20 protein-coding genes are annotated in these 20,335 nt (G+C 57.7%); 10 read left to right on the plus strand and 10 right to left on the minus strand.

The window, feature by feature from the left end; genetic code table 11:
• Positions 1-253 precede the first annotated feature (253 nt).
• Both ACP7A4_RS15720 and ACP7A4_RS15725 read right to left on the minus strand, forming a co-directional pair.
• Complete coding sequence (locus ACP7A4_RS15720; RefSeq protein WP_426247742.1) at positions 254-1,747, minus strand: CoA-acylating methylmalonate-semialdehyde dehydrogenase; 1,494 nt, start codon at positions 1,745-1,747, stop codon at positions 254-256.
• An 81-nt stretch (positions 1,748-1,828) separates the two neighbouring features.
• Complete coding sequence (locus ACP7A4_RS15725) at positions 1,829-3,178, minus strand: aspartate aminotransferase family protein (protein ID WP_048364310.1); 1,350 nt, start codon at positions 3,176-3,178, stop codon at positions 1,829-1,831.
• A 123-nt stretch (positions 3,179-3,301) separates the two neighbouring features.
• Between ACP7A4_RS15725 and ACP7A4_RS15730 the strand changes: the two genes are divergently transcribed.
• From ACP7A4_RS15730 to ACP7A4_RS15740, 3 genes are all read left to right on the plus strand, one after another.
• On the plus strand, positions 3,302-4,222 hold the full coding sequence (locus ACP7A4_RS15730) for a LysR family transcriptional regulator (protein WP_426247743.1): 921 nt from the start codon (positions 3,302-3,304) through the stop codon (positions 4,220-4,222).
• A 61-nt stretch (positions 4,223-4,283) separates the two neighbouring features.
• Entirely contained in the window at positions 4,284-4,886 is a 603-nt protein-coding gene (locus tag ACP7A4_RS15735) for an IMPACT family protein (RefSeq protein ID WP_426247744.1), read from the plus strand.
• 409 nt (positions 4,887-5,295) lie between these two features.
• Complete coding sequence (locus tag ACP7A4_RS15740; protein ID WP_059761704.1) at positions 5,296-5,979, plus strand: SDR family oxidoreductase; 684 nt, start codon at positions 5,296-5,298, stop codon at positions 5,977-5,979.
• 34 nt (positions 5,980-6,013) lie between these two features.
• Here the strand turns inward: ACP7A4_RS15740 and ACP7A4_RS15745 are convergent, their stop codons facing one another.
• Positions 6,014-7,099, minus strand: a complete 1,086-nt coding sequence (locus tag ACP7A4_RS15745; protein ID WP_426247745.1) for a calcium:proton antiporter — start codon at positions 7,097-7,099, stop codon at positions 6,014-6,016.
• A 224-nt stretch (positions 7,100-7,323) separates the two neighbouring features.
• Here ACP7A4_RS15745 and ACP7A4_RS15750 point away from each other — a divergent pair, with 224 nt between their 5' ends.
• The gene (locus tag ACP7A4_RS15750) at positions 7,324-8,277 is read left to right on the plus strand and encodes an adenosine deaminase (protein WP_048364315.1); all 954 of its coding nucleotides are present in this window, start codon (positions 7,324-7,326) and stop codon (positions 8,275-8,277) included.
• 69 nt (positions 8,278-8,346) lie between these two features.
• On the opposite strand, the gene ACP7A4_RS15755 is transcribed toward ACP7A4_RS15750, so the two are convergent.
• Positions 8,347-9,252, minus strand: a complete 906-nt coding sequence (locus ACP7A4_RS15755) for a LysR family transcriptional regulator (RefSeq protein ID WP_059761701.1) — start codon at positions 9,250-9,252, stop codon at positions 8,347-8,349.
• Between the two features lie 122 nt (positions 9,253-9,374).
• On the opposite strand from ACP7A4_RS15755, the gene ACP7A4_RS15760 reads away from it, so the two are divergent.
• Together ACP7A4_RS15760 and ACP7A4_RS15765 are read left to right on the plus strand one after the other, a co-directional pair.
• Positions 9,375-10,388 carry a zinc-binding alcohol dehydrogenase family protein gene (locus ACP7A4_RS15760; RefSeq protein WP_059761700.1) on the plus strand — a complete coding sequence of 338 codons (1,014 nt, stop codon included), beginning with the start codon at positions 9,375-9,377 and terminating at the stop codon, positions 10,386-10,388.
• 124 nt (positions 10,389-10,512) lie between these two features.
• Positions 10,513-10,683 carry a hypothetical protein gene (locus ACP7A4_RS15765; protein WP_371260596.1) on the plus strand — a complete coding sequence of 57 codons (171 nt, stop codon included), beginning with the start codon at positions 10,513-10,515 and terminating at the stop codon, positions 10,681-10,683.
• Between the two features lies 1 nt (position 10,684).
• Here ACP7A4_RS15765 and ACP7A4_RS15770 read toward each other — a convergent pair whose 3' ends face one another.
• Both ACP7A4_RS15770 and ACP7A4_RS15775 read right to left on the minus strand, forming a co-directional pair.
• Positions 10,685-11,881, minus strand: coding sequence for a multidrug effflux MFS transporter (locus tag ACP7A4_RS15770; RefSeq protein ID WP_059761699.1), 1,197 nt, complete (start codon positions 11,879-11,881; stop codon positions 10,685-10,687).
• 117 nt (positions 11,882-11,998) lie between these two features.
• Positions 11,999-12,205, minus strand: a complete 207-nt coding sequence (locus ACP7A4_RS15775) for a heavy-metal-associated domain-containing protein (protein WP_426247746.1) — start codon at positions 12,203-12,205, stop codon at positions 11,999-12,001.
• 147 nt (positions 12,206-12,352) lie between these two features.
• Between ACP7A4_RS15775 and ACP7A4_RS15780 the strand changes: the two genes are divergently transcribed.
• From ACP7A4_RS15780 to cueR, 3 genes are all read left to right on the plus strand, one after another.
• A complete protein-coding gene (locus ACP7A4_RS15780) occupies positions 12,353-12,733 on the plus strand; it encodes a hypothetical protein (RefSeq protein ID WP_203302986.1) in 381 nt (126 codons plus the stop codon).
• Between the two features lie 97 nt (positions 12,734-12,830).
• Positions 12,831-15,218, plus strand: coding sequence for a heavy metal translocating P-type ATPase (locus ACP7A4_RS15785; RefSeq protein ID WP_426247747.1), 2,388 nt, complete (start codon positions 12,831-12,833; stop codon positions 15,216-15,218).
• A 13-nt stretch (positions 15,219-15,231) separates the two neighbouring features.
• A complete protein-coding gene (gene cueR / locus ACP7A4_RS15790; protein WP_048364321.1) occupies positions 15,232-15,633 on the plus strand; it encodes a Cu(I)-responsive transcriptional regulator in 402 nt (133 codons plus the stop codon).
• 13 nt (positions 15,634-15,646) lie between these two features.
• Here cueR and ACP7A4_RS15795 read toward each other — a convergent pair whose 3' ends face one another.
• From ACP7A4_RS15795 to ACP7A4_RS15805, 3 genes are read right to left on the minus strand one after another with little or no spacing between them, the layout of a single operon-like run.
• Positions 15,647-16,453 carry a sulfite exporter TauE/SafE family protein gene (locus ACP7A4_RS15795; protein WP_059761695.1) on the minus strand — a complete coding sequence of 269 codons (807 nt, stop codon included), beginning with the start codon at positions 16,451-16,453 and terminating at the stop codon, positions 15,647-15,649.
• 7 nt (positions 16,454-16,460) lie between these two features.
• Positions 16,461-18,026 carry a bifunctional protein tyrosine phosphatase family protein/NAD(P)/FAD-dependent oxidoreductase gene (locus tag ACP7A4_RS15800; protein WP_203302989.1) on the minus strand — a complete coding sequence of 522 codons (1,566 nt, stop codon included), beginning with the start codon at positions 18,024-18,026 and terminating at the stop codon, positions 16,461-16,463.
• Between the two features lie 48 nt (positions 18,027-18,074).
• Complete coding sequence (locus ACP7A4_RS15805; protein ID WP_059761694.1) at positions 18,075-18,404, minus strand: ArsR/SmtB family transcription factor; 330 nt, start codon at positions 18,402-18,404, stop codon at positions 18,075-18,077.
• A 92-nt stretch (positions 18,405-18,496) separates the two neighbouring features.
• Here ACP7A4_RS15805 and ACP7A4_RS15810 point away from each other — a divergent pair, with 92 nt between their 5' ends.
• Positions 18,497-19,360: an MBL fold metallo-hydrolase gene (locus ACP7A4_RS15810; RefSeq protein WP_426247748.1), complete on the plus strand. Its 864-nt coding sequence runs from the start codon at positions 18,497-18,499 to the stop codon at positions 19,358-19,360.
• A 46-nt stretch (positions 19,361-19,406) separates the two neighbouring features.
• Here ACP7A4_RS15810 and ACP7A4_RS15815 read toward each other — a convergent pair whose 3' ends face one another.
• The gene (locus ACP7A4_RS15815) at positions 19,407-20,300 is read right to left on the minus strand and encodes a PA4780 family RIO1-like protein kinase (protein WP_048364325.1); all 894 of its coding nucleotides are present in this window, start codon (positions 20,298-20,300) and stop codon (positions 19,407-19,409) included.
• Positions 20,301-20,335: the final 35 nt, after the last annotated feature.

Here is a 20,335-nt window from a genome sequence, read left to right on the forward strand (position 1 = left end):
TTACACGCTGCTGTCAACACCTCATTTCCTGCTTCGATGATTTGAAGCTAGCATCGCCGAAAACCGTTCAACTCATTGATACTCAAGGAGTTTTCCGTTTCGACTACGCCGGAAGTGGGGCGAATTATAGGCCGCTGGAATCCTGCGTCAAGCACTGATTTCACATTTCTGTCAAATCGCTATAAAAGTGCAGAAATGCAGAGGCCAGCCTTAAGGCTGGCCTCTCGCCAGGTATCGTGCACCTACCTGCGTCTTACAAGCTCGGGAAAGCGAACTGCGATGCTTCATGACTGGCGCGTTGCGGCCAGCGCTGAGTAATCGCTTTGCGACGCGTGTAAAAGCGCACCCCGTCCGGCCCATATGCATGCAGGTCACCAAACAAGGAGCGCTTCCAGCCACCAAAGCTGTGATAGGCCACCGGCACAGGTAACGGCACGTTAACCCCCACCATCCCCACTTCGATCTCATCACAAAACAGACGTGCCGCCTCGCCATCACGGGTAAAGATGCACGTTCCGTTACCGTACTCGTGATCGTTGATCAACTGCATCGCTGCCTCCAGGCTATTCACCCGAACGATGCACAAGACCGGTCCAAAAATCTCCTCTTTATAGATACGCATTTCTGGCGTCACACGATCAAACAGGCAGCCGCCCAAAAAGAAGCCTTCCTCGTGATCCTTAACACTCAGCCCGCGCCCATCCACCACCAGCTCTGCGCCAGCAGCTACACCTTGCGCCACATAGCCGCTGACCTTGTCACGCGCCGGGCCGGATACCAATGGCCCCATGTCCAGACCGCATGAAGTTCCCGCGCCAATTTTGAGCGCCTTGATCTGCGGAACCAGCTTGGCCACCAACGCATCCGCAACCTGATCGCCCACACACACAGCAACAGAAATCGCCATGCAGCGCTCGCCGCACGAACCATAAGCTGCGCCCATCAACGCACTCACCGCATTGTCCAGGTCAGCATCCGGCATCAGCACCGCATGGTTCTTCGCACCACCCAGCGCTTGCACACGTTTGCCGCGCTTGGTCCCTTCGGCATAGATGTACTCAGCAATCGGCGTCGATCCTACAAAACTCAGAGCTTTGACTTCCGGCGCCTCGATCAATGCATCCACAGCGGTCTTATCGCCATGAACCACGCTCAAGACCCCCTTGGGCAGACCCGCCTCTTGCAGCAACTGTGCTATTAGCAGTGTTGAACTTGGATCACGTTCCGAGGGTTTCAAGATGAAACAGTTACCGCACACAATCGCCAACGGGTACATCCACAGCGGAACCATGGCTGGAAAGTTGAAAGGCGTAATCCCGGCAACCACACCTATCGGTTGAAAGTCTGACCACGCATCAATGTTCGGCCCTACGTTACGGCTGTACTCACCCTTCAAGATTTCCGGAGCCGAGCACGCGTACTCAACGTTCTCAATCCCACGTTTCAACTCGCCCGCAGCATCTTCTAACGTTTTGCCATGCTCTTCGCTGATCAACTGTGAAATGCGCGATTCGTTCTGTTCCAGCAACTGCTTGAACCGGAACATCACTTGAGCGCGCTTGGCTGGAGGCGTATTACGCCAAGCCGGAAACGCCGCCTTAGCCGTGTCTATGGCTTTTTGAACGGTCTCGCGGCTGGCCAAAGGCACCTGATGAATCACTTTGCCTGTCGAGGGGTTATACACATCCGCCGTACGACCGGCGTCACTCACCATCTCACCATTGATCAAATGTTGAATCGTGCTCATTGCAACTCCAAAAACATGCTTGCAGGCGTGAACGGTACACGCCTGTCCAAAAACGAAAATGTCTCTTCTATATAGAAGGGATCAGTCGACCTGATTCAACGCCTCTCCCACTGCATCGAACAATCGATCCAATTCTTGGGGTTTGCTGTTAAACGTTGGCCCAAATTGAAGCGTGTCACCGCCAAAGCGCACGTAGAAACCCGCCTTCCACAGTTTCATTGCCGCATCGAAAGGCCGCACGATCGCATCGCCATCTCGCGGGGCAATCTGAATCGCTCCGGCCAAACCATAATTGCGAATATCGATTACGTTTTTAACGCCTTTCAAACCATGCAACGCATTCTCAAAATACGGCGCTATTTCAGCCACGCTTTGTACCAGGCTTTCTTTTTGTAGCAGATCCAGCGCGGCAATCCCCGCAGCACACGCCACGGGGTGCGCCGAATAGGTATAACCGTGTGGGAACTCAACCGCATACTCAGGCGTAGGTTGATTCATGAAAGTCTGATAAATCTCGGTGGTCGCAATAACGGCGCCCATCGGAATCGCACCGTTCGTGACCTGTTTGGCGATGCACATCAAATCCGGTGTGACGCCGAAGCTGTCAGCGCCGAACATCGAGCCGGTACGACCAAATCCGGTAATCACCTCATCGAACACCAGCAAGATGTTGTGCTGATCGCAGATTTCACGCAGACGTTTCAGATAACCCTGCGGCGGGACCAGGACACCAGCCGAACCCGCCATCGGTTCGACAAACACAGCGGCGATGTTCGACGCGTCATGCAACTCGATCAACTTGAGCAGTTCATCAGCCAACGCGATTCCGCCCAACTGCGGCATACCGCGCGAGAATGCGTTGCTGGCCAATAGCGTGTGCGGCAAATGATCGACGTCCGCCATCGCCTGACCAAACATCTTACGGTTGCCGTTCACACCGCCCAGGCTCGTGCCGCCAATGTTCACGCCGTGGTAACCACGGGCACGACCAATCATTTTGGTCTTGGTCGACTGGCCCTTCAGGCGCCAATAAGCACGCACCATTTTCACTGCGGTATCCGCACACTCGGAGCCTGAGTCCGTATAGAACACATGATTGAGCGTACCTGGCGTCAGCTCGGTGATTTTCTCGGCCAACTGAAACGACAGCGGGTGTCCATACTGAAAGGCTGGCGAGTAATCCAGCGTGCCCAATTGTTTGGCGACCGCTTCCTGGATCTCGGTGCGGGTATGTCCAGCCCCGCACGTCCACAAACCTGACAATGAATCGTAAATTTGCCGACCTTTGTCATCCGTCAGATAACTGCCTTTGGCGCCGATGATGAAACGCGGGTCGCGATGGAAGTTACGGTTTGCCGTGTAAGGCATCCAGTGAGCATCCAGCTTGAGCTGGCTAGCCACGTTTAACTCGGCGTTTTCAGGCATGTTCATCAGCAAAACCTCGCAAGACAGAAAGCAGCGTGGGATCCAAATCCTTGTTGCAGCTAAATTGCCACGCCTATAAAGTCGGTGAAATCCAACTTTTCTAACCTTTAGTTAGGTGCTTACTAAACTATGAGCAATCGCCGCTCCGATGCTTTAGCGCAAGTCAGTGACTTTGATATACGCCTGCTGCGCATCTTTCGCAGCGTTGTGGAGTGCGGCGGGTTTTCAGCGGCCGAAACTGTTCTTGGTATAGGCCGCTCAGCCATTAGCCAACAAATGAGCGACCTGGAGCAGCGCTTGGGTTTGCGCTTGTGCCAACGTGGGCGAGCAGGGTTTTCCCTGACAGAAGAAGGTCGCGAGGTGTATCAGTCGTCGCTGCAATTGCTCGGTGCCCTTGAAAGCTTTCGTACAGAGGTCAACGGCCTGCATCAACACCTGCGCGGCGAGTTGACGATCGGCCTGACTGACAACCTCGTTACCCTCCCCCACATGCGCATCACCCATGCACTGGCCCAACTCAAAGAGCGTGGCCCGGACGTGCAAATCCAGATCCGCATGATTTCGCCGAATGAAGTCGAGCAAGGCGTGCTCGATGGACGCCTCCATGTAGGGGTGGTGCCTCAGGCCAGCGCACTCTCCGGCCTTGAGTATCAGCCGCTCTACAGCGAACGTTCGCTGCTTTATTGCGCCGTTGGCCATCCGTTGTTCTATGTGGATGACCATCAGCTACCCGATCAACGGCTCAATGAACAAGACGCCATTGCGCCAACCTTTCGCCTACCGTCCGATATTCAAGCGCACTACCAGGCACTCAACTGCACCGCCAGCGCCTCGGACCGTGAAGGCATGGCGTTTCTGATTCTTACCGGGCGCTACATCGGCTACCTGCCAGACCACTACGCCAGTTTGTGGGTTCAACAAGGCCGCCTGCGCGCTCTTAAACCCGCAGCACGCTTTTATGACTTGAGTCTGGCCTCGGTCACCCGCAAGGGTCGGCGCCCGCACCTGGTACTCGAAAGTTTCCTTGAGAGCCTTGAAGCGACACGCTAACGTTCGCCCACCTTGTACCCCATCGCGATGGTCCTAAACCTGCCTCCAGCCCGGAACTGATATGCCCTCAACCCTGACCGGCCTTTGCGAGTATCGCGAAGAAATCCGTAAAAGCCGCTTTATCACCTTCGCCGCACCGATCACCAGCGCCCAACAGGCACATACGTTTATTGATCAACACAGCGACCTCAACGCCTCCCACAACTGCTGGGCGTGGAAACTGGGCGATCAATACCGCAGCAGCGATGACGGAGAACCCGGCGGCACTGCCGGACGCCCGATTTTGTCCGCGATAGAGGCCCAGGACTGCGATCAAGTTGTGGTCTTGGTGATTCGTTGGTACGGCGGTATCCAATTGGGGACTGGCGGGCTGGCCCGGGCCTACGGCGGCGGGGCAAACAAATGCCTGCAAAATGCCGACAAGTTTCCCTTGATCACGCGGGTGGCACTGCGGTGCGCATGCAGCTTCAGCGAATGGGTGTTAGTCAAACTGCGTATCAGCGAGCTAAATGGCGTACTCCGCGAAGAAACCTTTACCGCTAACGGCGTTGATTTACAGCTGGCCATAGCCGAAGAACACATTCAGGCACTGCAACAACAACTTGCCGACCTCAGTCGCGGCAGGATTGTGCTTGAACGTTATCCACTCAAAGCGAATGACTGATCGCCCTTATTCCCACACAAACAGTTGCCCACAGCCACTGTGCACCCGACTGTGGATAACCTGAGCAAACACGCCTGAAAGCCACGGCCTGCGGGGCTTACAGAACTTTGTACGTTTTATGACCAATTCCACCCCGCTCACTTAAAACTGTCCTACAAACAGTGCGTTAAGCGTCTTTATTGCCCTAAGACACTTATCCCGCAGCGCTTATAACCCTGCGCACGAGTTGCACACAGTTCCTGTGGAGCAACCTGTGGATAACCCGTGCAAACCCAACGCGAATGCGCTGCCTGTAAAGTCCGCCTCAGTCTGTACGTTTTTTAACCAACCCGTATGGGTGTGCATCCGCCCCGTGAAGGAGTAAAACCTTCAGCGGTGATCCCTTCCTTCCTCTATAAGGACGCAACTTATGACTGTAAAAAAAGCACTCATCATCGGCGCATCACGTGGGCTGGGCTTGGGCCTGGTGAAAGAACTTTTGAACGATGGCTGGGACGTCACGGCCACGGTTCGCAATCCGGACAATGCACAGCCCCTTAAAACGCTCGGCGCGGTGCGTGTCGAACAACTGGAAATTGACGAGCAACAGGCCATCAAGGCACTGAGCAAGAAACTGGACGATGAGGTTTTTGATCTGGTCTTTATAAACGCCGGTATCAAAGGCCCGGACGATCAACTCTCGGGGGATGCCAGCCTTGCCGACATCGGCCAACTGTTTCTGACTAACAGCGTGGCACCGATCAACGTGGCACAGGCTTTTGTCAGCAAAATCCGAAAAGGCAGTGGCGTTCTGGCCTTTATGAGTTCCGGCATTGGCAGCATCAAGTCACCCGACGCACCAGAAATGGCGCTTTACAAAGCCAGCAAAGCCGCACTTAACTCGATGACCAACACATTTATCGGCCAACTGGGTGAAGACCGCCCTACCGTGCTGACCCTGCACCCTGGCTGGGTGAAAACTGATATGGGCGGTGAAGACGCAGAAATTGATGTGCCCACCAGCACCCGTGGCCTGGTCGAACAGGTAAACGCGTACGCGGGCAAAGGTGGCCATCACTTCATCGACTACCAAGGTCAAACCATTCCCTGGTAAGCAGGCTGGGCGGTAGGCGTCTACCGCCCTTCAGTTAAAGGCCCAACAACGACAGCATGATGAACGTCGCAAACAGCACAAAATGCGTCATGCCTTCAATTGCATTGGTCTCGCCGTCATTCAAGTTGATGGCGCTGACCACCAGCGTGATCAACACCATCACCGTTTGCACCGGCGTCATCGCCATCTGAAACGGCTGACCGGTGTACAAAGCCATCGCCTCCATCACTGGCACGGTCAAAATAACCGTCGACAAAGAAGCACCCAACGCCACGTTAACCACCGACTGCATCCGATTGGCCAATGCTGCGCGCAAAGCCGTCAAAATTTCCGGGGCCGCAGAGATCGCCGCCACCAGTATCGCCGTGATGACCGGCGGTGCCCCCGTCCCTTCCAAACCAAGGTCGAGGGTCTTGGACATCACTTCAGCCAGTGCGCCGATCACAATGATGCCGAACACCAACACCCCAATCGACAACTTCAAATGGGCGGGCGAGCCTTCAGGGGCGCGCTTGCGGCCTTTTTTCTCCGGGTAGCTGTAGCTGAAAAAGTAGCTGTGCGGCCCGACTTGCATGCGCAGGAACAAGGTGTAAAGCAGCACCATCGCGCCAATGGTGAACGCCGAGTAAATTTTCCAGTCTGCTTCGGGGATAAATTCGGGCACCACCATCGACACGCCCATGGCGGTCAAAATCATCACACTGTAGGTGCGCGCAGAGTCGTCGTTGTAGGACTGCTCACCGTGCTTGATGCCGCCCATCAACGCTGCCAAGCCGAGGATGCCGTTGATATCGAGCATCACAGCCGAATAGATCGTGTCCCGTACCAACGTCGGTGATGCTTCATTGCTCATCATGATCGCGAGTATTACGACCTCAACCAACACGGCTGACAGCGTCAGAATCATCGTCCCATAGGGGTCACCAAACTTTTCGGCCAAGACTTCGGCGTGATGGGCCACGCGCATGGAGGCACACACGATGGCCGCGATCAGCACAAAGCCTGCGATCAATGCCGTCATCTGCCCGCTGCTGAGCAACCAATGCTCCAGCGGGAAGGCCACACACGCCATAACAATCGCCAGCAGCAGGAGTTTTTCATCTTTCAATAAAGTCAGCATCGCGAGCCTTTTTGCCTGAGAACCAATACACGTCGTTGGGTTACAGACTGCCGCAGCCCGCTAACGTTTCGTTACATATTAGTTCACGACCCGTGTCACTCGATGGATTCAAACCTGTGCAGTCACCGCGCGGGGACAAATAGCTTGGTCGGGTTTTACCAAATATGTCGCAGCTGACCTGTAGAATGCCGCCATCTGCACCTGATTTGATGAGAAAAACTGTTATGTACGACTGGCTCAACGCCCTGCCAAAAGCTGAACTGCATTTGCACCTTGAAGGCTCTCTGGAACCTGAACTGCTGTTCGCCCTGGCTGAACGCAACAAAATCGCCCTGCCGTGGAACGACGTTGAAACGTTGCGCAAAGCGTACGCGTTCAACAACCTGCAAGAGTTCCTCGACCTGTATTACCGGGGCGCTGACGTCTTGCGTACCTCGCAAGACTTCTATGACCTGACGTGGGCGTACCTGTTGCGCTGCAAAGAGCAAAACGTGATTCATACCGAACCGTTCTTTGACCCCCAGACCCACACCGACCGTGGCGTGCCGTTCGAAGTGGTACTCAACGGCATCGCCGCTGCACTCAAAGACGGTGAGCAGCAACTGGGCATCAGCAGCGGTTTGATCCTCAGTTTCTTGCGCCACCTGAGCGAAGAAGAAGCCGAAAAAACCCTCACCCAAGCCCTGCCTTTTCGCGATGCTTTTATTGCGGTCGGCCTGGACAGCTCGGAAATGGGCCACCCGCCCAGCAAGTTTGTGCGCGTGTTTGACCGTGCCCGTGACGAAGGCTTCCTGACCGTTGCCCATGCAGGTGAAGAAGGCCCGCCCGAATACATCTGGCAAGCCCTCGACCTGTTGAAAATCGAGCGTATCGACCACGGTGTGCGAGCGATTGAAGACGAACGACTGATGGCGCGCATCATCGAGGAGCAAATCCCGTTGACCGTGTGCCCGCTGTCCAACACCAAGCTCTGCGTGTTTGATCACATGTCGCAACACAACATCCTCGAGATGCTGGAGCGCGGTGTGAAGGTGACCGTGAACTCCGATGACCCGGCGTACTTCGGCGGTTACATGACCGAGAACTTCCACGCGCTGCACACCCATTTGGGCATGACCCAGGATCAGGCCAAGCGCCTGGCGCAAAACGGTCTGGATGCCCGTTTGGTCAAGCCGTAAACACGAGCGCCACCAACGCTGCGATCTTTTGAGCGAGCACCGCAAAACGATCGCAGCCTTGGGCAATTGCTACAGGTCACGCGCCAACATTGCACAACGCTCACTGAGCATGTCACGCAACAATTTCACCGGTTTACTCAACTGCGCGCGGTGTGCACACAGCATATTTAATGGCGCCCGCTCGCCCTCAAGCTCTGGCATCAGCACCTTGAGCCTTCCCGCACGCACATCTGCCGCCACGTCCAGCCAAGACTTGTAAGCAATGCCCGCCCCGGCCAACGCCCACAAACGCACCACATCAGCATCATCGCTGAACCTGTCGCCGCTCACTGTCAGCCCCAACTCTCGCTTGCCATCATGAAACTGCCAATGGTCGTGCACCCGTGTGCCGAGCATGTACAACAGGCAATTGTGTTGCAGCAATTGTTCAAGCTGGCGCGGTTCGCCAGCGCGCGCGATATAGGCGGGCGAGGCACATAACACCCGGCGATTGTCCGGCGCGACCGGCAACGCAACCAAACTGGAGTCCTCAGGTTCGCCATAGCGCAAGACGATGTCCACCGGTTGGCGAAACAGATCAACAATCCGATCCCCCAGCAGCAGCCGCACCGTCAGCTTCGGATGCTCACGCTGAAACTCATCCAGCCACGCCAGCAATACATTGCGCCCGAAGTCCGAGGGTGCTGACAGCTGCAACACGCCACTCACTTGATCCTGCCCGCGCGCCAAAAGCCGTCGTCCTTCATCCAGACTGCTCAGTGCCTTGCGTGCATAGTCGAGAAAGCCCTGGCCTTCTGCGGTCAAACGCAAGCTACGCGTGGAGCGCGCCAGCAAGCGCGCGCCCAGCTGAGTTTCGATCCGTTTGAGTGCCGCACTCGCTACCGCAGGTGACATGTCCATTACTCGCGCAGCCGCAGACAAGCTGCCCAGGTCAGCGGCGCGTACAAACAATTGCAGGTCGTCAAAACGCAGCATGGTGAATAAAACCGTCGATTATCAAAAAAATATTGAAAGAGCCTGCTGTTTTAGCCGGTTTTACTGCGCGGTGAAATAGCGAATCATCGCCTTCTCCAGTTTCCCTTCACAGGATGCGCCCCATGAAAGCTGTCGCTTACTACCATTCGCTGCCGATTCAAGACCCGCTGGCCCTGCAAGACATCGAGCTGCCCGAACCGATTGCCGGGCCACGCGACCTTTTGGTGGAGGTCAAAGCGATCTCGGTCAACCCTGTGGACACAAAGGTGCGTGAAAACGTACAGCCCGACGCGGGCACGGCCAAAGTCCTGGGGTGGGACGTAGCGGGCGTGGTCAAGGCCGTCGGCAGTGACGTGAGCCTGTTCAAGGTGGGTGACAAGGTGTTTTACGCAGGTTCCATCGCCCGCGCAGGGGCCAACAGTGAGCGTCATGTAGTCGACGAGCGCATTGTCGGGCACATGCCAAAGAGCCTCGGTTTCGCTGAAGCCGCGGCACTGCCACTGACCGCCATCACCGCATGGGAGTTGTTGTTTGAGCGCCTCGCCATCGCCCAAGGCCAAACGGATTTGCAACAAAGTTTGTTGATTGTCGGCGCAGCAGGCGGCGTCGGCTCCATCCTGACGCAACTGGCCAGCCAGCTCACGGCGCTTAAGGTGATTGGCAGCGCCTCGCGTCCTGACACTCAAGCCTGGGTACGCGAGCTGGGCGCCGACGTTATCGTCGACCACAGCCAGCCGTTAAGCGCCGAGCTGAAACGCCAAGGCATCGACGCCGTCACCCACGTGGCCAGCCTGACCCAGACCGATCAGCATCTGGACCAACTGGTCGAAGCGCTGGCCCCACAGGGCAAGCTGGCGTTGATTGATGACCCCAAGACCCTCGACATCACCAAGCTCAAACGCAAAAGCCTGTCGCTGCACTGGGAGTTTATGTACACCCGTTCGCTGTTCCAAACCCAGGACATGATCGAGCAGCATCACCTGCTGAACCGCGTCGCCGAGCTGATTGATGCTGGCACCCTGCGCACCACGGTCGGCGAGCACTTTGGCGCCATCAACGCGAGCAACCTGCGACGTGCCCATGCACTGCTGGAAAGCGGTAAAGCCAAGGGCAAAATCGTACTCGAAGGGTTCTGATCAAACACGAGAAGGGACGGATGCGGCCATTTTTCAACCGTCAGTCAGAGACTTGATGCCCGTCATATTTCATCGCGTTTTCGGGCATACACTGGCCTCCTTTGCGAACCTGAGGAGGCCAGAAATGAAAATCCTGATAAAAGCGTTAGCAAGATCCCGCGACTGCCAATGGCAAGTTCAAATCGACCAGCAAGCCGTTAACTTTCGCAGTGAATCCGAGGCCAGAGCCTTTGTGGATACACTGCGAACACGCCTGCAAGCCCCGCACAGATTGCCTGAGCGCATGGCGGGGTAGATCAGATCGACGTTTGAGCGGCAATCCGCGCGGTGTACAACCGCCGGGTTGCCACCGCAATCGCCACTGCCAGCACACCGCACAAGCTGATGACCATCGCCATCGGCATGGCACTGCCATCATGCAGCAACCCCACCAACCAGGCGGCCGCTGCGGCCACGCTGAACTGCAAGCAACCCAGCATGGCCGACGCACTGCCAGCACGTGCGCCCTGCCCGCTCATTGCACACGCCGAGGCATTCGGGATGATGCAGCCAAGGCTGGCGATGCAGATAAACAGCGGGATCAATAGCGGCCACAGCTGTTCAGTGTGCAAAGAACTGATCGCCAACAGCGTCAAGCCCGCCGCCAGATACACCCACACCATGCGCGACAGCAAAAAGGCCGGGCCGCGTTTGGCCAGCAAACGGGCGTTGATTTGCGCCACCAAAATAAAGCCTGCGGCGTTACTGCCAAACAGCCAGCCGTAGTGCTCGGCGGGCACGCCATACAACTTGATGAACACAAACGGCGAGCCCGCGATATAAGCAAACATCCCGGCCATTGCGATCCCGCCGGTCAATGCATGCCCCAGAAACTCGCGATCTTTGAGCAACCGACCGTATTGACGCAGCGCACCCGACAGCGGTTGACGCGGCACGTTGGCCGGCAAGCTTTCCGGCAGGCCCAATGCCACTGCCAAGGCCGCCAGGGCGCTGAAGCCCGTCAACACGATGAAAATCGCTTGCCAGCCATACAGATTGACCAGCAAACCACCGAGCATCGGCGCCAGAATCGGTGCCAGCCCCATGACCAGCATCAGTTGCGAAAACACTTTCGCCGACCCCACCGCATCGCACTTGTCGCTGACAATCGCCCGCGACAGCACCATGCCCGCACACCCCCCAAGGGCTTGCACAAAGCGCGCCCCTATCAGCCATTCCAGCGACGGCGCAAACGCGCAGGCAAAGGAGGCCGCAGTGAACAGCCCCACGCCAACCAACAAAGGCAGGCGCCGACCGAAACGGTCCGCGATGGGGCCGTACACCAACTGGCCAATGGACAAGCCCAGAAAATAAACGGCCAGCGTGAGCTGGATGTGCTTTTCATCGGTTGCGAATGCTTGCGCCATCGCCGGGAAGCCCGGCAAGTAAAAATCGATGGCCAAGGGACCGAAGGCGCTTAAGGCGCCCAGAATCAGGATGGTTCTAAAGTTCATCAGGTGTCCAGGTCATGCTGCTGTCTGCGCGGCCCGATAGTCTAGCCGTGCCTGAACACCTTGAACATAAAGATAGCGAGCTAGCTAATAAAAACCTGACGCGCCACCGGCAAAAGTTTATTCACCCGGGGCGGTACGCGCTTCAAACCCGGCCGTGGTGATGACGTCGATGATTTGCACGGCGGGCAGAGGGCTATCAACTTTGACCATATGGCTCGCCCGATCCACTTCTACTTTGGCGTCTTTGTCTAAGCTCTGCACCGCACGGGTCACTGCACCCACACAGCCGCCACAGGTCATACCGTCAACTTTAAATGTTTGCATGATGATTGCTCCTTGGTTAGAGAGGCGTTGAGTGTTGGCCTTGCCATCGTGGCAAGGTCAAGCGTGATGTTGCCAACCGATGCTGGCAATCTGTTTCGCGGTCGGCCAAGCTGCAAACCTTATGATTTAAAAACAGGATACGTAGCCATGCGCTGGTCCGCTTTGAGCCTAGTCAGCCTTTTGGGCCTTGCCAGCTTGCCGATGTGGGCAAATGCGAGTGAGGACTACGGGGTGTTAATCATTTCCCGCGAACGTCTTGAGGTGCCCACCAACTGTGAGATTGGCCTCTATGTAAATGACCAACTGGCCGGACGCTTGTTCCAGGAACAAGCCACAGCGTTCAATTTCCCGCCGGGCAAAATCAGCTTGCAGCTCAAACTTTTGCCCGGGCAAGTCCCAGGCTGCTTGCCCGGCATGCTCGCGACACCTTTACAAGCCATTACCTTGAAGGCAGGCGATGTCCGTAAATATCGCATTGCCCAGAAAGAAAAAGGGATGTACCTGCTACCCGCCAAGCTGGAGTATTAAGCGCGACTCAAAGGTCGCAAGTCACGATCAACAAGGGGCCTTGACCTTGCCACGGGGTCAAGGTCGATTCTATGGATAGATAACTTCTTGAGGAGGATTGCTCGTGCCCACCCAATACGACCTGCCTATCGCTGGCATGACCTGCGCCAGTTGTGCTGGACGCGTGGAAAAAGCCCTGGCCAAAGTGCCCGGCGTTACAGCGGTCAGCGTTAATTTGGCGACTGAACAAGCCCGCGTCGAAGCGCCCGCCGACAGCCTGCCTGCACTGGTTGAAGCCGTCGCCCACGCCGGTTATAGCGTGCCCAGCCATAGCCTGGAGCTGAGTATTGGCGGCATGACCTGCGCCAGTTGTGCGGGTCGTGTTGAAAAAGCACTGGCCAAGGTCGCCGGCGTCAAAAGCGTCAGCGTCAATCTGGCCAGTGAGCGGGCACATGTCGACTTGCTGGGCCACGTCGATCCCGCCGTACTGATTGAGGCTGTTGGCCAAGCAGGCTACACCGCTCAATTGACCGACAATGTGCAAGCCGTTGAAGACGATCAACACACACGTCTGCGCCGTGAGCGATGGTCCTTGGTGGCCGCCATTGTGTTGGCGTTGCCGCTGGTGTTGCCGATGTTGGTCGAGCCTTTTGGCCTGCACTGGATGCTGCCTGCGTGGGTGCAATTTTTGCTCGCCACCCCGGTGCAATTCATTCTGGGTGCGCGCTTTTATGTCGCCGCCTGGAAAGCCGTCAAAGCCGGTGCGGGCAATATGGACCTGCTGGTCGCGCTGGGCACCAGTGCCGGTTATGGGTTGAGCCTGTACGAATGGGCCATCGCAGCGCCCGGCAGCATGCCGCACCTGTATTTCGAAGCGTCTGCGGTGGTCATCGCCCTGGTGCTATTGGGCAAATACCTCGAAAGTCGCGCCAAACGCCAAACCGCCAGCGCTATCCGCGCGCTTGAAGCGTTGCGCCCCGAACGCGCCCTGCGAGTGGTCGATGGTCAGGAACAGGACGTAGCCATCAGTGACTTGCGCCTCAACGATCTGGTGCTGGTCAAACCCGGCGAACGTTTCCCGGTAGACGGCGAAGTGGTCGAAGGTCAAAGCCACGCCGACGAAGCCCTGATCAGCGGTGAAAGCCTGCCCGTGCCCAAGCAGCCTGGGGATAACGTCACCGGCGGCGCCATCAACGGCGAAGGTCGCCTCGTGATCAAAACCCTGGCCCTGGGCACCGAAACCGTTCTGGCCCGCATCATTCGCCTGGTTGAAGACGCGCAAGCCGGTAAAGCCCCGATTCAGAAGCTGGTGGATAAAGTCAGCCAGATTTTCGTCCCGGTGGTGTTGCTCATTGCCTTGGCGACCTTACTCGGCTGGTGGTTCTATGGCGCGCCAATTGAAACCGCGCTGATCAACGCCGTGGCCGTACTGGTGATCGCCTGCCCATGCGCACTGGGCTTGGCCACACCGACCGCAATCATGGCTGGCACTGGCGTCGCGGCCCGCTACGGCATTTTGATTAAAGATGCCGAAGCGCTGGAGCGCGCCCACGAAGTCAGCGCCGTGGTGTTCGACAAAACCGGCACCCTGACCTCCGGCACCCCGCAAATCGCTCACTTCAGTGCGCTGGATGGCGATGAAGCACGCTTACTGCAAGCAGCAGGCGCCTTACAACGTGGCAGCGAACACCCCTTGGCCAAAGCCGTGCTGGACGCTTGCGCGGCGCGAAACCTGAGCGTGCCCGACGTCACCGACAGCCAGTCACTGACCGGGCGCGGCATTGCCGGCACGCTGTTGGATCGGCGGCTGGCGCTGGGCAATCGTCGCCTGCTGGAAGAAACCGGCCTCAACCCCGGCACCCTTGCCGACGCGGCCACCGCCTGGGAGGCCGAAGGCCGCACCTTGTCGTGGCTGATCGAGCAAAGCCCGCAGCCCCAAGTGCTGGGCCTGTTTGCCTTTGGTGACACGCTCAAAACCGGCGCGCTGAGCGCGGTGCAGCAACTCACCGAACGCCACATCAGCAGCCACCTGCTGACGGGCGACAACAAAGGCAGTGCCCGGGTTGTGGCCGAGGCACTGGGCATTAAAGACGTACACGCCGAAGTGCTGCCCGCCGACAAAGCCGCAACCGTGGTCGAGCTGAAAAAGACCGGCGTGGTGGCGATGGTCGGCGACGGCATCAACGACGCCCCGGCGCTCGCCGCAGCCGATATCGGGATTGCAATGGGCGGCGGCACTGACGTGGCCATGCACGCAGCGGGCATCACGTTGATGCGCGGTGATCCGCGACTGGTGCCCGCCGCCCTGGAGATCAGCCGCAAAACCTACGCCAAAATCCGCCAAAACCTGTTTTGGGCGTTTATCTACAACGTGATCGGTATTCCGTTGGCCGCCTTTGGCTTCTTGAACCCAGTGCTGGCGGGCGCCGCAATGGCCTTCTCCAGCGTCAGCGTGGTCAGTAACGCACTGTTACTGAAGTTCTGGAAACCCAAGGACCTTGAGTGAGGAGACAGTCGTCATGAATATCGGCCAAGCCGCCAAACACAGTGGGTTGAGCGCCAAGATGATTCGTTATTACGAAGCCACCGGCCTGCTCAAGCCTGCCCACCGCAGTGACAGCGGCTACCGCCTGTACAGTGACGAGGACTTGCACACCCTGGCGTTTATCAAACGCTCGCGGGACCTGGGGTTTTCATTGGAAGAAGTCGGCAAACTGCTGGCCTTGTGGCAGGACCGCCAGCGCGCCAGTAGCGATGTAAAAGCCCTGGCGCGTCAGCACATCGACGAACTGAACCAAAAGATCGTCGAACTGAGCAGCTTGCGCGACACCCTGCAAGACCTGGTTGACACCTGCCAGGGAGATCACCGCCCCGACTGCCCGATTCTCAAAGGGTTGGAGTCGGGGAGTTGCTGCGCCTGAATCGGCTGTTTCGTCAAAGGCTCATCATGAGCACTTTGGCGAACATCAACACACTGACCGCCGCACATAGCACCGCAAAACCTTGTTGCAACAACTGAGCGGACACCTTGGGTGCAATCATTCGGCCCACGATCATCCCGGCGAGTGTCGCCGCAATAAACACCACACCGTCGCCCGACAGGCTCACGCCCTGACGCATCAAGTTGCCCAGCGTGCCAAGCGACACCAGCGCCACCACCATCAGCGAAGTGGACACCACCGCGTGGATACGCACGTCACTGAACTTACGAAAAGCCGGCACGATCAGAAAGCCGCCGCCCACACTCAACAACCCGGTCAGCAAACCCGATGTAGCGCCGATCGACACCAGCGTCATGCTGCACCGCGCATTCCAGGTCAAACGCCCGGTGCTCGGGTTGAGCATGCAGTTTTTCTCCAGCACACTTTCGCTCGCGTCCTCGCGCGCATCGGCTCGCGCCTGCCAAAACATGCGCCCGGACACAAACACCATCACCGCGCCAAACAGCAGTACCAGCACCTTGGCCGGCAACAGCTTGGCCAGATACAACCCCAGCGGCGAAGTGATTGAGCCGATCAACGCCATCAACGCAGCCGCCTTGTAACGCACCAGGCCTTTACGCAGCCCGTCCAGCGCACCCAGCGCCGCCGCCGTGCCCACCGCCAACAAGGCGACAGGCGTCGCTTGCGCCAGGGTCCAGCCCAAACCCAGGGTCAACGCCGGAATCGCCAGAATGCCGCCCCCGGCGCCGGTCAACCCCAACACCACGCCCACCAACATACCTAACAGAATGATCAACATGGCCGGCTCAGTTATCCGAGCAGTCGGTGAACCACTCGCGCCCTTTGAGCATGCCTTGCCAATAAAACCACGGCAGGAAAGAGGCCTTGAGGAACCACGCCGAGGAGCGTGCCACGCTCGGGTCCAGCGCGAAGGTGGGCAGCAGTTTCCCGCCATAACCGAATTCGGCCAGAATCACTTTGCCTTTTTCGACCGTCAGCGGGCAGGAGCCATAACCGTCATAACGCTTGGGCAATGCCGCCCCTTTGCGCAAAGCGATCAGGTTTTCAGCCACTACCACGACCTGCTTGCGCACTGCCGCTGCGGTTTTGGCATTGGGCGTACCGCACACATCCCCCAGCGCAAATATGTCGGCATGACGCGGGTGTTGCAGCGTGGCCGGGTCGGCCTCAAACCAGCCGCCACTGTCGGCCAACGGGCTGCGGCGAATCACATCCGGTGCTTGTTGCGGCGGGACGACATGCAGCATGTCGAAGGTTTTGGCATGCCGCGTGACGTGGCCGTCAGCATCGGTCACCTCAAACCACGCGGTTTTGTTCGGGCCATCAACCTTCACCAGCGTGGACTGGAAGGCCAGCTTGGCCTTGTAGGCTTCAACGTATTTCATCAGCGGCGGCACAAAGATGGGCACACCGAACAGCACGGTGCCCGCCAGGTTGAACTCCACGTTCATGGCATCCAGCACCCCCTGTTTGCGCCAATGGTCACAGGCCAGGTACATCGCTTTTTGTGGCGCACCTGCACACTTGATCGGCATGGGCGGTTGGGTAAACAGCGCAGTTGCGCCGCGCAGAGTGCGCACCAGCTCCCAGGTATAAGGTGCCAGGTCGTAGCGATAGTTGGACGTCACACCGTGCTTGCCCAACGTGTCTTCCAGCCCTTCTATTTTTTCCCAGGCCAGCTCAAGCCCCGGGCAGACGATCAATTGTTGATACGCCAGTTCAGAGCCATCACTCAACAGCACCACCTTGCGCTCCGGGGCGAAAGCCGACAGCGACGCCTTGATCCATGTCGCGCCTTTGGGCATCACCGCGGCGGTGGCCCGCACGGTGTTTTTAACGTCATAGGCGCCACCGCCCACCAGCGTCCAGGCGGGCTGGTAGTAATGCTCGGCACTGGGTTCGACCACCGCAATGCGCAGCGCTGAATCACGTTTGAGCAAACTGGCACTCACCGAGATACCCGCCGAGCCACCGCCAATCACCACCACGTCGTAGGCGGCCTCATCGCGAGCCGGTTGGGTGGCTGACTCATACAGTTTGGAAGAACGGTTGCCCGTGCGGCAGAAGGCCAGAATCGGTGTGGGCAGTTGCGCCAGCAATGCGCGCATCTGCTCAACATCCTGCGCGGTGGCGCCACGGGTGCTTATCGGCAGGTATACAAACCTCAGGCCCAGAGCTTGCGCCGCCTGCTGCAAGGCTGCGTGCTCGGGTTGTTGGGGCCCACCTTCATGATCGGGCCGATTGCACATCACAGTGGCAAATCCCAGCGCGGCTAATGAGTGGAGATCAGACTGACCGATTTGACCCGCCACCGAAAAGGACGCGTCGATTCGCTTGATGTTTTGCTCCATTGAGCACTCCAGGCACCGTAAAAATGAAAAATCAGGTCTCGCCGCGCGTCACTTTTTCAGCGCTTGGCCGCAGTACAAACCCGACAGGGTTTGCATCACAGAGACCACTTCGAAACTGGCGAGCGAGTAAAAAATAAACTTGCCCATGCGCCGGGTATTGACCACCCCTTCATCACGCAAGACACCCAGTTGTTGAGAAAGCGTAGGCTGTCGAATACCTGTCAGCGCTTCAAGCTCGCCCACGTTGCGCTCACCCTGGGTCAGTTGGCACAGCAATAACAGGCGATCTTCGTTGGCCAGCACCTTGAGCAGCGTGCACGCTTTGGACGCAGAGTCGCGCAGTAGCCCGATTTCTTCGCCAGTAAGTTGAGCACTCATGTGAGCCTCCGTGACATGATGGCCGACAGTTTACGATTCGATAATATATGTTTCAATATATTGATTACTGTATCAATTGATGTGAGGCCGCCATGCTCCCCGAAATCAAGGGCTTTTACGATCCCGCAACGTCCACCGTCAGCTACGTGGTGTACGAAACCAACGGTTGCGCCTGCGCGATCATCGACCCCGTACTCGATTACGACGCTAGCGCCGCACGTATCAGCACCCACAGCGCAGACCTGATCGCTGAGTTTGTGCAGGCACAGGGCCTGACCGTGCAATGGCTGCTGGAAACCCACGCCCACGCCGACCACCTGTCCGCCAGTGCCTACCTCAAGCAAAAACTGGGGGGCCAAATCGGCATCGGCGCGCCCATCACTCACGTACAACGGGTGTTCCGCGACATTTATAACCTCGAGCCTGAGTTCAGACAGGACGGTTCGCAATTCGACAAATTATTTAAAGCCGATGACATGTTTTACATCGGCACCCTTGAAGTACGCGCGCTGCATGTGCCGGGGCACACACCGGCCGACATGGCCTACCAGATTGAAGGCAACAGCATTTTTGTCGGCGACACCTTGTTCATGCCCGATGTCGGCACCGCGCGATGCGACTTTCCCGGCGGCGATGCGCGCCAGCTGTATCAATCCATCCAACGCCTGCTGGCGCTGCCGACCGACACCCGCCTGTTCATGTGCCATGACTACCCGCCCGAAGGCCGCGACGTCGCGTGGTCAACCACGGTTGGCGAGCAACGCGCGAGCAATATCCATGTGAATGACAGCATCGACCTTGAAGCTTTTGTGACGATGCGCACCACCCGTGACGCCACGCTCTCTGTGCCGCAGCTGCTGATCCCGGCGATCCAGATCAACATCCGCGCGGGCAACCTGCCACCGGCCGATGACAGTGGCTTGTGCAGTTTGAAAGTGCCGCTGAACCGGTTTTGAACGGGCACAAAAAATCCGGCCGAAGCCGGATTTTTCATTGCGCGAATCACTGCATCCAGGGCGGAGGCGGCTCTTCGGTTTTACCAGGGGGCGCGTCATCGGCAGCACGTACCGCCTGACGACGTTCTTCGTCCAGACGTGCTGCTTCAATCTCACGAATAACGCCGCCGACATCTGCCAGCTCGTCCGGCTCGTCAAACTCGCCTGTCAACACGCTGCCAGGGTGCAAGGTGCCCGCTTCGTAAAGCGCCCACATTTCCTTGGCGTATTTGGTGCTCTTCAATTCAGGCGCAAAACGCCCGAAGTAAGACGCCATGTTGCCCACATCACGTTCCAGCATGCTGAACGCGTGGTTGTTACCCGCCGCATCAACCGCTTGCGGCAGGTCAATAATGACCGGGCCAGTCGGTGTGAGCAGTACGTTGAACTCGGACAAATCACCGTGAACCAAACCGGTGCATAGCATCAGCACAATCTGCTGAATCAGAAACGCATGGTATTCACGGGCTTGATCCGGCTCTAGCACCACGTCGTTCAGACGCGGCGCAGCGTCGCCGTATTCATCGGCCACCAGCTCCATCAACAGCACGCCCTCAAGGAAGTCGAACGGTTTGGGAACCCGCACACCCGCGCCCGCCAGACGGAACAGGGCGGCAACCTCGGCGTTCTGCCAGGCGTCTTCGGTTTCTTTGCGACCAAACTTCGAGCCTTTGGCCATCGCTCGGGCCTGACGGCTATTGCGAACCTTGCGACCCTCCTGATATTCGGCGGCCTGGCGAAAACTTCGTTTATTAGCCTCCTTGTAAACCTTGGCGCATCGCAGCTCATTGCCGCAACGGACTACGTACACAGCTGCTTCTTTACCACTCATGAGTGGGCGCAGCACCTCGTCGACCAGACCGTCTTCGATCAGGGGTTCTAAGCGTTTTGGAGTCTTCATCAGCTTTTATTGTGGGTCCTTTATTACCAAACACG

Source organism: Pseudomonas sp. TWR3-1-1 (genome assembly GCF_049896545.1).
GTDB lineage: Bacteria > Pseudomonadota > Gammaproteobacteria > Pseudomonadales > Pseudomonadaceae > Aquipseudomonas > Aquipseudomonas weihenstephanensis.

What these genes read in the sequence shown, in the direction of transcription:
- ACP7A4_RS15770 (WP_059761699.1), bottom strand. Translation starts at nt 11,881, where the DNA reads ATGAACTTTAGAACCATCCTGATTCTGGGCGCCTTAAGCGCCTTCGGT.
- ACP7A4_RS15755 (WP_059761701.1), bottom strand. Translation starts at nt 9,252, where the DNA reads ATGCTGCGTTTTGACGACCTGCAATTGTTTGTACGCGCCGCTGACCTG.
- ACP7A4_RS15730 (WP_426247743.1), top strand. Translation starts at nt 3,302, where the DNA reads ATGAGCAATCGCCGCTCCGATGCTTTAGCGCAAGTCAGTGACTTTGAT.
- ACP7A4_RS15815 (WP_048364325.1), bottom strand. Translation starts at nt 20,300, where the DNA reads ATGAAGACTCCAAAACGCTTAGAACCCCTGATCGAAGACGGTCTGGTC.
- ACP7A4_RS15725 (WP_048364310.1), bottom strand. Translation starts at nt 3,178, where the DNA reads ATGAACATGCCTGAAAACGCCGAGTTAAACGTGGCTAGCCAGCTCAAG.
- ACP7A4_RS15750 (WP_048364315.1), top strand. Translation starts at nt 7,324, where the DNA reads ATGTACGACTGGCTCAACGCCCTGCCAAAAGCTGAACTGCATTTGCAC.
- ACP7A4_RS15800 (WP_203302989.1), bottom strand. Translation starts at nt 18,026, where the DNA reads ATGGAGCAAAACATCAAGCGAATCGACGCGTCCTTTTCGGTGGCGGGT.
- ACP7A4_RS15760 (WP_059761700.1), top strand. Translation starts at nt 9,375, where the DNA reads ATGAAAGCTGTCGCTTACTACCATTCGCTGCCGATTCAAGACCCGCTG.
- ACP7A4_RS15775 (WP_426247746.1), bottom strand. Translation starts at nt 12,205, where the DNA reads ATGCAAACATTTAAAGTTGACGGTATGACCTGTGGCGGCTGTGTGGGT.
- ACP7A4_RS15740 (WP_059761704.1), top strand. Translation starts at nt 5,296, where the DNA reads ATGACTGTAAAAAAAGCACTCATCATCGGCGCATCACGTGGGCTGGGC.
- ACP7A4_RS15735 (WP_426247744.1), top strand. Translation starts at nt 4,284, where the DNA reads ATGCCCTCAACCCTGACCGGCCTTTGCGAGTATCGCGAAGAAATCCGT.
- ACP7A4_RS15795 (WP_059761695.1), bottom strand. Translation starts at nt 16,453, where the DNA reads ATGTTGATCATTCTGTTAGGTATGTTGGTGGGCGTGGTGTTGGGGTTG.
- ACP7A4_RS15745 (WP_426247745.1), bottom strand. Translation starts at nt 7,099, where the DNA reads ATGCTGACTTTATTGAAAGATGAAAAACTCCTGCTGCTGGCGATTGTT.
- ACP7A4_RS15720 (WP_426247742.1), bottom strand. Translation starts at nt 1,747, where the DNA reads ATGAGCACGATTCAACATTTGATCAATGGTGAGATGGTGAGTGACGCC.
- ACP7A4_RS15810 (WP_426247748.1), top strand. Translation starts at nt 18,497, where the DNA reads ATGCTCCCCGAAATCAAGGGCTTTTACGATCCCGCAACGTCCACCGTC.
- ACP7A4_RS15805 (WP_059761694.1), bottom strand. Translation starts at nt 18,404, where the DNA reads ATGAGTGCTCAACTTACTGGCGAAGAAATCGGGCTACTGCGCGACTCT.
- ACP7A4_RS15780 (WP_203302986.1), top strand. Translation starts at nt 12,353, where the DNA reads ATGCGCTGGTCCGCTTTGAGCCTAGTCAGCCTTTTGGGCCTTGCCAGC.
- cueR (WP_048364321.1), top strand. Translation starts at nt 15,232, where the DNA reads ATGAATATCGGCCAAGCCGCCAAACACAGTGGGTTGAGCGCCAAGATG.
- ACP7A4_RS15765 (WP_371260596.1), top strand. Translation starts at nt 10,513, where the DNA reads ATGAAAATCCTGATAAAAGCGTTAGCAAGATCCCGCGACTGCCAATGG.